The organism is Prevotella sp. KH2C16, from assembly GCF_900113305.1.
Lineage (GTDB): Bacteria > Bacteroidota > Bacteroidia > Bacteroidales > Bacteroidaceae > Prevotella.
In genome coordinates, this window is the sequence record NZ_FOOW01000036.1 from 1 (window position 1) to 14,408 (window position 14,408).

A 14,408-nucleotide genomic window follows, 5' to 3' on the forward strand; every position below is an offset into this window, starting at 1 on the left:
TTTTGTAACTTGTTGATTTTCACCTATAAAGGTACAAAATATTGGCGAGATTACCAACTTTTATAATGCTTTTCTTATCCCGAACTCGCGTATATCTTCAAGAACGATGCATTCAGCTGGAGTATAGGTTATGCTTACGCCAATCGCCTGTTGCCCGACCGGAGAAGATATCTTGTTGATGATGCCATAGAAAATGGGGTGTATGCCCTTAGTACAGGCAACGACATTTCCAGGGAGTGGACCAAACTCGATGAGCATATCCTTTCTGTCAATATAACCGATGATCATAAATTGCACTTCGGACAGTGGCAACCAAAGATTAAACTGGGTGCCTACGGAGAATATCGCACTCGCAAATACACGACCCGCGAGTTTATCTATAACTGGAATGCTGACGAAAACCATATGCCGGCAGATTTCCGGCACATGGATGTTCCCACATTGTTGAGTGATGAGGCTAACTTCGGCGAGGACAAACTCTATATGCTCGAGCAAGTGCGTATGCGCAATAACTATAAAGGAAACAATACTATTGGAGCTGGTTATCTGCTGGTAAATCTTCCTTTTCGGCTGATGGATATAAATGCAGGGCTTCGGTATGAATACGACAAGATGGAATTAATCTCCAATACCAAAGATACGGAGGAAAGCCATATGAGCCGCTTCTATAAGTATGGTGATTTCTTCCCTTCTGCCAATATGACTTACCGTCTGAATGACAGACACCAGTTTCGCCTGAGCTATGGCAGAAGCATTAATAGGCCGGAGTTCAGGGAAGTATCTTCTTCCGTATACTACGATTTCGATCTGGCTTCCAGCGTACAGGGTAATACTGAATTGAGAAACTGCTATGTAGACAACATTGATTTGAGATATGAATATTATCCTTCAAAAGGAGAACAAATCTCGTTGGCATTTTTCTACAAGCATTTCGACTCTCCTATAGAATGGACCTACACCGTGGCCGGGGGGACGGACCTTGTTTACTCTTATGTTAATGCTCATAGTGCCGATAACTATGGTTTGGAACTTGATATTCGGAAAAACCTTGGTTTTATAGGTCTTCCCTATTTCGATTGGAGTTTCAATGGCTCGCTGATTAAGAGTCAGGTAAATTTTCCGGCAGGGATGAAAGAAGAAAATCGCCCCATGCAGGGACAGTCTCCCTATCTGATTAATACAGGTGTCTTTTATCATAACGAGCAGATAGGATTTGATGTTGCGTTGCTATATAACCGGATAGGAAAGCGTATTATAGGTGTGGGACGAAGTGGGGGAACGACTGGAGACGGGGATAATGCTCGCATACCAGACAGTTATGAGATGCCACGCGATGCTTTCGACCTGACTGCGACCAAGAAATTTGGAAAGCATTTGGAACTGAAGGCAACGGTACGCGACTTGCTTAACCAGCCAGTACGGTACATGCAATTTGCAAAGGTAAGCTATAGCGACGGACGGCATCAGGAAGTGGAGCAGATTACTAGAAAATATGTTCCCGGACGGAATCTCGGATTTACGGCAATATATAAATTCTAATAGAGATAGATGTAGTTTCCATAGTGTTAATTTAAAACCAGAAAATGATGAAGAAACAAATGTTTTTAGGGGGTGTGGTCGTTCTTGCGGTTGCGTCAGTATTTACTGCTTGCAATAGTGATGATGTGTCAGAGACTCCCCAGCCAACTCAAAATTATGTATGGTCAATGGACGGAGGGCTGGAAGCCTGCGACCATCTTCTATTCACAGACGGAAAAGAAGATGCTGGCGGCCATGAGATAGGCAATGGCAACCAGGAATTTGTCTTCAAAGGCAAGCAGGTGCTGAAGAAAGGAACTTATTTGCTGAACGGATGGGTATATATAGGCGACGGGGCAGAGCTGACTATTGAGCCTGGGACTGTTATCAAGGGCGACAAAGACACCAAGGCGGCACTGATAGTGGAACGAGGTGGCAAACTGATGGCTCAAGGAACGGTAAATAACCCCATCGTATTTACATCAGGACAGGTTAAGGGAAAGCGCAAGCCTGGCGATTGGGGAGGAATCATCTTGTGTGGAAAAGCAAGAAACAATCAGTCGGAAATGCAGATAGAGGGAGGACCCCGCACGAAACATGGAGGTAGCGACGACGCCGATAACTCCGGCGTATTGAGTTATGTGCGCATAGAGTTTGCAGGATATCCTTTCCAAAAAGACAAGGAAATCAATGGGCTTACACTGGCCTCAGTAGGAAGCGGCACCCAGATAGATCATGTGCAGGTAAGTTATAGTAACGACGACTCGTATGAATGGTTCGGAGGAAATGTAAATTGCAAATATCTTATAGCCTACAAAGGCTGGGATGATGACTTCGATACAGATAATGGATTTTCAGGAAAAGTTCAGTTTGGTTTGTCAATACGCGATTCAAAAATTGCGGATACCTCTCAGAGTAATGGATTTGAGAGTGATAATAGCGCAGATGGTTCTGCTGCATCCCCATATACTACGGCAACCTTTTCCAATATTACTTTTGTGGGTCCGAAGTTGGACAGTAATTTCAAAAATACTATCGATTACATTACCGGAGGCGACTACAATCCCCAAAACGGTTCTGCTTTAGGTAAATTTCAGTCGGCCATGCATATACGCCGCAACTCGCGCCTTAATTGCATAAATTCTTTGGCGATAGGATGGCCAGTAGGACTCATTCTTGATGAGCAAAAGGGAGACACGCAGGGGGCGGCCTCATCTGGAATACTAAAGCTACACAACCTGTGGTTTGCTGGGATGGAGGCCGTAGGTACAGATGCCAACAAACTCTATGACGATGTTTTGGTTACAGGATATAATGGGGATTCGCAGCCAATCACAGATGTTTCACAAAAATCATTCTCCAGTACATTCTTTGGCAAGCAGCCAGGCAATAGATATTTCAGCAGTTGGCAGTCGCTGTTTCTGGATGCTTCATACATGCCCATGTCTAATAGTCCTTTGCTTGCAGCTGCTTCCTTTACAGATATGGACAACTGGTTTCAGAAAGTAACTTATATTGGGGCTTTTAATACAGGCGATACTTGGATTTCAGATTGGACTAACTTCGATCCTCAGAATACGGATTATTAATGGATCTGAAGTAGTATGGATTGCAGGGGCTGTACCATTATCATAGATGATACAGCCCCTTATGCGAAATATGGCCGCTATCCAGAGATGAGTGCGGACTACATTCTCAGAATATCCCCAAAGGGATTTCACGCTAACATTCTCCTTTATCCACCTGAAGAACACTCCAATGTCCCACCGGGGGCGGTTGGCCCCCCCAACGCGCTGATATTAAAATTATTAGTGATGAAGACTATTTGCCCACCCGTCTCATCGTCGCAACAGCATATAATTCTTATCGGTCGGTCTACACAGCAAGCGTCCTTCTTTGTGTCAACAGGAAGTCGAAGTTCCCAAGATTCCTTCCTCGCGGGAAGAATCCGAACTGTGCCCTGTAATCACATACCAATGACAGACTCCCGTTGAAGGGCAAGAGCTTCATCAAAAGGTTCTTTGGCAAGCTGTCTGCCGACAAAGGATTATCTCACAAAGCCTGTCTGAAAAGTTTTTATTGATGATATACACCTGATGACAAAGTTGAGAAACCGCATGAAAAACCCTCTAATGCTACTGCAAGACAGAATCATGCTGGCAGAAGATCTACCATTGAAATGGTAAACGACGAACTCAAGAATGTATGTTCTATTATGATAGACGATTTCTTGTACCGGACTCAGGCGTTTAAATAATTACCAAAAAGAGTTCTTTCATCGATTGTAAGATGCTTAAGATAAAATGTGCAAAGTTATTTTCTGAAAATGCGAGACTGTATCCTTTTGCTTTTTGGGGACTGTGAAATGGTGAAACTGGTACGGAGGAAAGAATATGCTCTCGGATTCATCTGCCATAAAGAAAATTTCTATAAGTTTGTTTCTATTGAAAATAGTGATGATTTATTTGTAACACATTTGTTTTAAACACTTTAAAGTAAAAGAAATCTCGCTTATCACTAAATTCTATTCAACTTATATTCTGTCGGGCTCATATTATTTAAAAACACAGCGGTTTTGTAAATATGAAAATATAGGATATGTAAAACAAGAAAATAAAGAAATATAAGGCGATTTTATAGCTAAAGACCAAAGAATTCGAAATATTTTGCATATATTTGCACACTATTTAATAAACTTCCTCTAATTAATTATTTTACTATTACAGATATGCCACATTATTTCAAAGACATGCCACTAAAGGTAGTGTGTATGAGTTTACTGACTGCGTGTATTGCAGTTACAGACATGAAGGCACAATCAGATATGACATTTGACCCGTATGCACGGGAGCCACTACCGGTGGGAGCACCGACATGGATGCGTGAAATCTTAGATAATCCTACGGGTGTCAACTATCGTAAGATGGACTCGTTATTCAACTATTGGCTGGCTACTGACATCAATGCCCGCGTCAAGACCCTTGACCGCAAGCCCGCGGTGAATTTCTATCGCCGATGGATGAAGGCCTATCGCCCTTATGTAGGAACTGACGGCTATATTCACTTACCTACGATGCAGGAGCACATCGACAAGCTGGAGCGACAGAACAAACGCACGGCCAACATGCCCATGACACGCGCCGCAGGAATTCGCCAATGGCGCAATATCGGACCGAACACAACAAAAGGCAAAGGGAGCAAGCCCAAAGATTCACAGGCATGCGTTTACCGGCTTTCGGTATCTCCGCAAAATCCGAACATCTTATATTGTGGTACGGAGATGGGCGTGGTATTCAAAACCACTGACAAGGGGAAGAACTGGAAACCCTGTAATGCCCTGCACAATTTCGGCGGCCCAATCTTCGCCTTGCAGGTAGATCCCAATAATGCCAACATCGTGTATGCAGGCGGCGGACAAAACTTTTGGAAGTCTACCGACGGCGGCGAGAGCTGGGAGCTGCAACATGGCATCGTCGGACGCGTGAACAGCATCCGCGTCTCGCCTGAAAACTCGCAACATCTCACCATCTGTACGGGCATCATCAAAGGAGAAGCTGGAGGCTTTTATACTTCGATCGATGGTGGACGGAGCTACCAGCTCAGGTTCCGTGGTGTGTGTCATGACCATGAGTTGCAGCCTGGCAACCCTAAGCGTATCTATATGCTGGCCAAGCCCAGCGATGATTATGAGTTCCTGATGTATGTATCTGACGACGAAGGCTTAAGTTTCCGGCAAGTGAAGCTGCCGGTCTCCAATGTCGTGGCGGGCAGATTGGCGGTGAGCGAGGCACCCAATGGCCAAGACTATGTCTATGCGCTGGTCAATGCATCTTACATGGGTATGGACTATGGTCCCTATGGCGGACAAGGCAAACCTTATATCTTGAAGAGTATTGATGCCGGAAATACATGGACAGACCAGACCGAGCGTACCACTTACAAGGCGACTTTCTCACCTTTCGTAGATGAGCCTCAGGGCGGACAGGGCTATTTTGATATGATTGTTGGTGCTTCGCCGCTCAACCCTGAACATGTAATCTTCGGTCTATGCTCGTCTTACCGCTCTGTGGAAGGAGGGAAAGGCTGGTATCGCGAAACAGCCATCGGAGGTTATCAGAAATCAGAAGGCATGCATCCCGACATGCAAGACATTGTTGTCTGTGGCAACGATACTTGGATCTGCACCGATGGTGGCATCAAATACTCTGCCGACTTCTTTGCCACACCGGGTGAAGACCGCCATTTCGGAATCTATGCAAGCGAGTATGTCGGGTTCGGACAAGGCTGGAACGAAGATGTCATGGTGGGTGGGCGATGGCACAATGGGAATGCGGTCATGACCGACAGATATGGTGAAGGGAACTCGCTTTATGTCAGTGGTGTAGAGCAATCTACAGGGCATGTGATGTTGAGCGACAACAATAAGGCTTTTTTTCGGACGGGGGTATGACCGTCATTCCCCGCAATATTGACGACCCTGTGGAAGCCACCTATCAGCATTTCAAAAAGCGCCCTATGGAATCGCTGCGTACCAGCAAAGAGCTGGGCTTCGATCCGCGTTATGCACAAAGGCTAATCATGGCATCGGTCGATGCACCGGATGATTACTATAAGCTCTTCCTCTCGGAAGATGAAGGTCTCTCATTTAGGGAGATAATCGATACGGATGGCGAGTTCATCTCGTGCTACGAATTCTCACGCTCCAATCCTAACCATATCTATGTAGTGTGCGCTTATACCATCCGTCACTCCACTGACAACGGGCAGACTTGGAAGGATTTCCCCAATTTGCCTTTCGACAAAGGAGATAACATGGGAGGAGCTGCGATAGCAGTTGATCCCCACGATGAGAACATGCTATGGTACACCAATTGCAATTATCCAGGTCAGGTGGCTTACACTACTGATTGCGGTGCCACCTGGCACTACCCCCTGGAATTCAATCCTGCAATGAAAGATAAAAAGTTCAATTGGGTGGTGCTTGCAGGTAACGAGCAGCATGGCGTTTATCTTAGTACCATTGAAGAATCTTTCATCTACTACAAGGATGATGAGACCAATGGTTGGGTAGACTACTCGGCAGGCTTCCCTCCCGGTGCACGCATCACACGCTTGGTTCCGTTCTACAAGGATGGGAAGTTGCGTGCGGCTACCAGTCAAGGTCTGTGGGAAATTCCTTTGTATCGCGACAAGTTTAAGCCTGTGGCACAACCCATGGCCCTGAATATCGGTAATGCTGATATTAGTGCGACTCCCCGTAAGGAAATCCTGTTTGGCAGCTACTCCATCGTGAACCAAAAAGATGCCAAGTGGGAATGGACCTTTTCACCGAAACCGCAAAGGGTGATTGGGGTCAACACGCGCAATCCCAGAGTCATATTTGGTAACAATGGTTTGTATGATGTAACATTGAAAGTAACGACACCGCAAGGTAGCCACATTAGGACTATCCGCGAGATGATAAGAATCAATACGCCGACGGCTATTGACCAGCCCGCAACCCCGGAGGTACCTACAACGATACGCTATGTGAATGGTATACTGACACTCGTTTTGCAGACAGAGAATCTGAAAGAGAAGAAGATATTCACCCTTCACGATGTAAATGGGGCGCTGCTTTATAAAGTAGAGATCCCTGCCGAGGAAACGATGACGGAAATTCCCTTGCAGCAGTGGAAAGAGGGTATCTATATCTATAAACTCACCACCAATCATCACAAGTATTTCGGTAAGTTCTTAACAAAATAATTCAATATAAATGATATGACATACAGTATCAGTACAATAAAAAAGATATGTGCTTGCGTCATCTGCCTGCTTGCAGTAAGCCCGACGATGGCACAAGACGCAATCTCTACCCAATATCATCCTTATGCTCCTGTGGGCGTACCTAACGGTGCACCACAGTGGATGGAGCAACTGATGGATGTAGAGCATGTGAACTACTACTCAATGGTCGACTCCTTTAACGCCTTTAGGCGCGAGCATCCGGAGATGAGGCGCAAGACGCCCATGACCAAAGCTGTGCTTAACTATTTTAAGAGATGGCAAAAGACCTATCGCCCCTATGTTAATAAAGAGGGCAGAATTGTGATGCCTTCATTCAGTGATTATCGAAAATATGTGGAAGACATGAACGCCCGGCGCCAGCAAAAAACTATGACACGGGCTGCGGGCAGTTCAAAGTGGGAGGTGCTTGCTCCCCTCATGACCTATCTTCCGGGGAAGAAGACTCCCTATAACGGGCAGGCCAACATCCAACGCTTTGATGTCTATAAGGAGAATCCCAATGTGCTCTATGCAGGTGCAGAAACGGGCATGATCTTCAAGACTACTGACAAGGGTTTGCACTGGACATCATGCACCCCCGATTTCTTCTTTGGCGGAGACATTAAAACAGTGGAAATATCCTACACCAATCCTGACAAGGTGCTCATCGGTGCCGGTTCTTTCCTCTGGCTTACTACCGATGGAGGTAACAGTTGGAAAGACATCACACCCAGTCAGTTGCGCAATGTCAATGCGATGGTACGCGACGCCGTGTTCCACCCTAACGACGATCAGCGCATGATTGTGGGCAACGACAAAGGTTTATATCAGAGTACCGATGACGGGCAAACTTGGCAGCTACTATTGCCGGGTATGTGCTTTGATGTGAAATACAAGCACGGTAATCCTGATGTCATCTATACCTTGATTAGGCAGGGAACATATGTAACCTTTAAGGCGAGCACGGATGGTGGGCAATCGTTCCAAAATCGGACACCGGAGGGATTCCAACTGGCTTCGGGGCGTATCGGCTTGTCGTCTGCTTCCAATGGCAGCGAGTATGTCTACATTCTAGCCTGCAGGTTCGACGATATTTCGGATGCGTTCAAGGAGCCTTACTATTCCGGCACTCCGATTCTGTTCAAAAGCATCGACGGCGGTAAAAACTGGGAACACTACGATAATCTCAAAGATAAAATGCCCGCCTACGAAATAGGCCGTGGTCAAGGTTACTACGACATGATGATCTCGGCATCGTCGAAAGATCCTGAGCAAGTGTTTTTCGGACTGCTCGACTTCTATCGTTCGGACGATGGCGGCAAGACCCTTATGCACAAGGGCGGCTACTCCGGGCAATTCGACATACACTTCGACATGCAGGACATTCACATCTTGGGCGATGATACATGGATCTCGTCGGATGGCGGCTTGGTCTATTCATCTGATTTCTTCACTGCCCATTCCGACGCACGCATCAATGGCATCTACGCCTCCGAGTTCTTGGGCTTTGATCAAGGCTGGAATGAAGATGTCATCGTGGGAGGTCGGTATCATAATGGCGATATGGCCCAGATGGATAAGTATAATGGTGCTGCCATCCATTTGGGAGGTGGCGAAGCATATACAGGTTATGTGTTGCTGAGCGACCCGCACCGTGTAGCTTTCTCCGACTCCAATCCCAAGAATGTCATCTTGCCCGACGACTGGCATGAACCGTTTAAATCTTTCCCCGATTTCTTGCGTTATCCCTATGAGGATAATCTTTACGGCATGGGTATGGAATTTGATCCGCGTTATGCCAAGAGTTTCCTTCTCTTCCAAGGATACGGTGAGGAACGATATGTTTTGTGGAAGACGGTAGACGACGGTCAGAGCTTTGTGGAACTGCACAAGTTCCCCGCCCGCATCAATTCGCATGTTATCTCGCGCTCTAATCCCAATAAAATAGTAGTAAGCACCCTCGACAACCTCTACCAATCGCTCGACGGCGGTGAGACATTCCAACCTTTTGAAACCATTCCCAACGGTGTGCGCAATACCATGCAACTGGTAATGGCCATTCATCCCCGTAACGAGAATGAGATATGGATTTCTGCCCTCGACAATCCGGCATGTATCTACCGCACTATCGACAACGGCAAGAATTGGGAGTTGTTGGACAAAGGACTGACACTTCCTTCTTCCAGTCCCATTTATGAGTCCGCCGAAGAAAAAGTAGCTATCCACCGATTCTTCCTCACGGGTAATGAAAAAAATGCTGCATATGCCATCGGCTATGTGATGCGCCCGGCAGGCAAACCTGATACCTATATTCCTCGTGGGCGAGTGTTCTATCGTGACGATACTACCGATGGATGGCAGGATTATTCGGAAGGACTACCACAGGTAATCACCCTCACACGCATGCTCCCTTTCTATAAGGAAGGAAAAATCAGAATCGCCACCAACAACGGCATTTGGCAGAGGGACTTAAAGGATCCTGATTTCAAGCCTGTAGCGCAACCATTGCTTCTGAATGTGGGTAGCCCTGACAATATTGGTAGTATAGACATGTATTTCGACAGTTATTCTATTGTGAACCAGAAGAACGCTAAATGGAAATGGGAGTTTACTCCAGAGCCTATAAGCGTGTCAAGCACAACGGTGCGCAATCCTGTTGTGCGTGTCGCTGCAGACCAAAGTTACGATGTAACTCTTACGGTGTCTACTCCTAAAGGTACTGATACCAAGACCGTCAGGCGTATGATAGTTGGCAAGAAGGATGTTCCGACAGGCATTGCTGGCCAGGAAGTGTTGGGGCAAGATATTATCCTTTCGAATAATGTCCTCACTAAGGGCGATGTTATTATACTGCAACCACAAAATATAAACGAGGATTGCAAATGGCAACTGTTTAATGCTTCGGGACACCAAGTAGACATACAGACAATTCCTGCAACAGGAGCTACCGAAATTACAACAAACGCACTTACAGCAGGTATTTATTTCTATTTATTAACGAATAAATCGTTCAAGAAAACAGGAAAATTAATCATCAAATGAAACGCATTTCAATATTATGTATGGCATTGTTGGCAATCTCGACCGGGATAGCCAATAATGTAAGAAGGCTTGATACGGTAACAATCAGACTCAATGATGTGGTAGTATCTGCCAGCAAGTGGCAACAGGACGTGCGTGAGCAGCCAAAACATATCAGTATCATAACTCCCCAACAATTCTTATTCGAGAACCCGCAAACTGCTGCTGACCTCTTGGAATTATCAGGGCAGGTATATATCCAAAAGAGTCAGTTGGGCGGGGGTAGTCCTATGATACGCGGGTTTGCAACAAACCGGCTTTTGTATTCGGTAGACGGTATTCGCATGAACACGGCTATCTTCCGTTCTGGAAATTTGCAAAATGTGATTTCATTAGATCCCTTTGTCATGGAGAGGACAGAGGTGTTGTTTGGCCCGGGGTCTGTCATTTATGGTAGCGATGCCATGGGTGGAGTCATGAGTTTTACAACTAAGAACCCGGTATTTTCGTCGGTAGCAGGCAAATTAAAGGTCAAGGGCAGTGCCACGGTACGCTATTCTTCGGCCAACAATGAGCGCACGGGACACTTCGATGTAAGTGTGGGAGGTCGCAAATGGGCATTTCTCACAAGTTTCAGTTCGTTCGTGTTCGATGATTTAAAACAGGGGACACACGGGCCGGACGACTATCTGAAACCATATTTGGTACAACGACAGAACAACGAGAAAGATATTGCCATCATCAACCCCAATCCTCTGATACAATCTCCATCGGGATATTCGCAAATCAACCTGATGCAAAAGATAGGCTTTAAACCTGCTGAGAATTGGGAGCTGCAGTACGCCTTACATTATTCCGAGACATCAGACTATGCCCGATACGATCGCCACACCCGCATAAAGAATGGATTACCTCAGTATGGCGAGTGGAACTACGGCCCTCAGGTGTGGATGCTCAATCAACTTACAGCGAGACACCTTGCTCAACATCTGTTTTACGACCACATGGCAGTGCGTCTGGCCATACAATGTTTCGAGGAAAGCCGCATAGACCGCAAATTCAACAAAACCAACAGAACAACGACCAAAGAAATCGTTGATGCCTATTCCGCTGGTTTCGACTTTACCAAGAGCATTGCCCGACATTCGTTGTATTACGGCATAGAGTATGTGTACAATGATGTGCGCTCCAACGGAACGGAAACAAGCATAGCCACCAATGAAACGAAACCGGCTTTAGCCCGTTATCCGCAATCTCATTGGGCTTCGTATGCAGCCTATCTGCAAGTATTGTTCAGACTGTCGGATAAACTGAATGTAGAGGCAGGATTGCGTTACAACTACTATCACCTGTCGGCCGATTTCAGCAATAACGACCTTGAATTAGGCTTTGCTCCCAAACAATCTAATCACAAAGGAGCTGTCTCAGGTAGTTTAGGACTTACCTATCGCCCCACTCCCGACTGGTTGCTCTCCATCAATGCTGGACGAGGTTTCCGTACTCCCAATGTTGACGACATGGGGAAATTGTACGATTCGGTAGAGGGTGCGGTAGTAGTTCCCAATCCTGGCTTGAAGCCTGAATACGCCCACAATATAGAACTGGGTATGGTCAAAACATTTGGCAACTTCCTCAAGTTCGATTTCTCTGCCTATTACACACACCTCGATAACGCTATGGTGCGCAGAGATTTCCTTCTGAATGGCAAAGATCACATGGTGTACAAAGGTGAAGAGGCTAAAATCCTCGCCATACAAAATGCAGCCTCAGCTTATGTGGCAGGCTTCCAGATGGGATGCTACGCCTCGCTTCCCATGGGCTTGGGCTATAAAATGCAGCTCAACCTGCAGGATGGTAAGGAAGAGTTGGACGATGGCAGTAAGAGTACTATACGCCACGCCGTTCCATTTTTTGGACGGGCCGCCGTTACCTACCGATATGATAGGCTGATCATGGAGCTTTATACTCTGTTCCAAGCTAAGCGTGCGTATGAGGATATGCCGGAATCAGAAAAAACAAAAACGGAAATGTATGCACTCGACAGCGAAGGGCATGTATATGCGCCCGGGTGGCTCACGCTCAACCTCAAGGCACAATACAAGCAAGGAAAGCATCTCGTTTTGAATGCAGGACTGGAAAACATTACCGACCGTCGCTACCGTCATTACAGTTCTGGCATATCGGCACCCGGGCGCAACTTCATCGCTTCGGCCACTTATATGTTTTAATTGATGTGATATAGGCGAAATGATAGCATGATAACTTGCGTGTCAGAGGCATAAATGTGAGCAAGCTGTTTTACAGTGATCTGAAAAGGGATTTTGAACCACAGAGTACAACAAAGTGTTGGATGTAATATGTATGGAAGCCAATAGGTTAAGGGGAAAGAAAACAAAAAGGACCCTGAAAAGTTGAATTCAGGATCCCTGGTACCCAGAGCCGGAACATAACCGCCTCTAACAAAGGAAAGAAAAAGAAATAAAATAATTGATACACAATCATTTACAATGCTTTGCAATTTTTCTGATTTTTGACAAAATACCCCTTTTTTGCCCTTGTTTTGTTAGAATTAACACCTTTTTAACACCCTGGAATTAAAACTTTTTGTACCTTTGCAGACGAAAAGAAAACATCAGCAAATAAACGAGTTATGGCAGAATCAAGAGGCAAAAACAAGAACCTCGTGGAAGCAGGAAATCCGCGATTATTGAAGAAATTAGTGAAGAATGACACCGAATATAGCCTATATTTGGAGTATCAGATGGGGTATAATCGGGACAACGGCACGTCCATTCGCAAGAAGGAAAGTCTGTCGCTGTATCTTTTGGCATCTCCCCGTACACCCATCCAACGACAACAAAACAAAGAGACGCTGGAACTAGCCAAGAAGATTCGTTTCGAGCGTGAGCAAGAGTTTCTGGACAACCGCGAGGGCTATCGACTGAAGAAAGAGAAAGGCATCAACTTCCTCGACTACTACCAGTCGTACATCAGCAACTACTCCAAGAAAGACATTCGCATGATTCAGATTGCCCTCAATCGTTTCCATGACTTTCTTGCGGAGTATCATCCGCTGTTGAAAGACTTCATCCGGCCCGATGCCATTACTCATGAAATGATGGTAAAGTTTGCCGAATACCTTCAGACTCGTAGTGTGGGCGAAGGGGCAAAAAGCATCTTGCAGCGATTCAAGAAAGTGGTGCGTTCTGCCGTTGACCAGGGCATCATGGCGAAAGATCCATGCAAGGGAGTTGTCTGTGTCGTTGATGACCAGGTACTGAAGAAAGATGTACTCTCGCAAGAGGAAATTCAAAAACTCATGGATACTCACTATCAGTTCGAGAAAGAGAATGTCCGTAATGCCTTCATCTTTTGCCTTTATACAGGCATGCGATTCTGCGATGTCAAAGACCTGCGCTACTCGAACATTGACTATGCCAACAAACTCCTACGCTTCGAGCAAGACAAGACTAAAGGACACTCTGCGCGCAGTTGGGTTACCATCCCCCTCAATGACGGACTCATCCATCTGGTTGGCATGCCAAAAGAAGGAGAGACAAAGGAATCGCTCGTTTTCAACCTCCCATCATACGAAAGCTGCTGTAAGTCCGTCAAGCGATGGGTGAAACGTGCCGGCATCGACAAGCACATCAGCTGGCATTGCGCTCGCCACTCCTTTGCTGTGAACATCCTCAACAACGGAGCCAATATCAAGACCGTTGCCAGCCTACTCGGCCACAGCGGTTTGAAGCACACCGAGAAATACACCCGTGCCGTTGATAAGTTGAAGGAGGATGCCATCAACAGCCTGCCAGCACTCAACCTATAACATTGATTTATTTACTGGCGAAAAGAGAAGATATTTTTCCTTTCGCCAGCAAATATCATTGTTCTGGCGAAAGAAGAATAAGTTTAGTCCACATTGCGCATACATAGCAAGGTGGCAAACCAATCCTGATTTTACATATAATACGCGAGTTCGGGATAAGAAAAGCATTATAAAAGTTGGTAATCTCGCCAATATTTTGTACCTTTATAGGTGAAAATCAACAAGTTACAAAACAACCAAGCGATGATTACCAAGGACAAAGTTACAGAAA

7 protein-coding genes are annotated in these 14,408 nt (G+C 45.8%); all 7 read left to right on the plus strand.

The genetic code is table 11. From position 1 onward, the window contains the following. Positions 1–93 precede the first annotated feature (93 nt). The 7 genes from BM114_RS13460 (at position 94) to BM114_RS13490 (ending at position 14,137) form a co-directional block, all read left to right on the plus strand. Entirely contained in the window at positions 94–1,539 is a 1,446-nt protein-coding gene (locus BM114_RS13460; protein ID WP_092114206.1) for a TonB-dependent receptor domain-containing protein, read from the plus strand. 44 nt (positions 1,540–1,583) lie between these two features. Further along, complete coding sequence (locus BM114_RS13465) at positions 1,584–3,107, plus strand: hypothetical protein (RefSeq protein ID WP_092114208.1); 1,524 nt, start codon at positions 1,584–1,586, stop codon at positions 3,105–3,107. A 1,181-nt stretch (positions 3,108–4,288) separates the two neighbouring features. Beyond that, a complete protein-coding gene (locus BM114_RS13470; protein WP_143089350.1) occupies positions 4,289–5,968 on the plus strand; it encodes a beta propeller repeat protein in 1,680 nt (559 codons plus the stop codon). Next, positions 5,965–7,266, plus strand: coding sequence for a T9SS type A sorting domain-containing protein (locus tag BM114_RS13475; protein WP_092114212.1), 1,302 nt, complete (start codon positions 5,965–5,967; stop codon positions 7,264–7,266). The genes BM114_RS13470 and BM114_RS13475 overlap by 4 nt, the downstream gene beginning before the upstream one ends. A gap of 15 nt (positions 7,267–7,281) precedes the next feature. Further along, positions 7,282–10,329 (plus strand): VPS10 domain-containing protein, encoded by a 3,048-nt coding sequence (locus tag BM114_RS13480; protein ID WP_092114214.1) that lies wholly within the window; start codon positions 7,282–7,284, stop codon positions 10,327–10,329. Continuing rightward, on the plus strand, positions 10,326–12,536 hold the full coding sequence (locus BM114_RS13485; protein ID WP_092114216.1) for a TonB-dependent receptor plug domain-containing protein: 2,211 nt from the start codon (positions 10,326–10,328) through the stop codon (positions 12,534–12,536). Before BM114_RS13480 ends, BM114_RS13485 begins: the two co-directional genes overlap by 4 nt. Before the next feature lie 422 nt (positions 12,537–12,958). Then, on the plus strand, positions 12,959–14,137 hold the full coding sequence (locus BM114_RS13490) for a site-specific integrase (RefSeq protein WP_092114218.1): 1,179 nt from the start codon (positions 12,959–12,961) through the stop codon (positions 14,135–14,137). The last annotated feature ends 271 nt before the right edge of the window (positions 14,138–14,408 follow it).

Coding starts and splice junctions, on each gene's coding strand:
- BM114_RS13465 (WP_092114208.1), top strand. CDS start 1,584: ATGATGAAGAAACAAATGTTTTTAGGGGGTGTGGTCGTTCTTGCGGTT.
- BM114_RS13470 (WP_143089350.1), top strand. CDS start 4,289: ATGAGTTTACTGACTGCGTGTATTGCAGTTACAGACATGAAGGCACAA.
- BM114_RS13475 (WP_092114212.1), top strand. CDS start 5,965: ATGACCGTCATTCCCCGCAATATTGACGACCCTGTGGAAGCCACCTAT.
- BM114_RS13480 (WP_092114214.1), top strand. CDS start 7,282: ATGACATACAGTATCAGTACAATAAAAAAGATATGTGCTTGCGTCATC.
- BM114_RS13485 (WP_092114216.1), top strand. CDS start 10,326: ATGAAACGCATTTCAATATTATGTATGGCATTGTTGGCAATCTCGACC.
- BM114_RS13490 (WP_092114218.1), top strand. CDS start 12,959: ATGGCAGAATCAAGAGGCAAAAACAAGAACCTCGTGGAAGCAGGAAAT.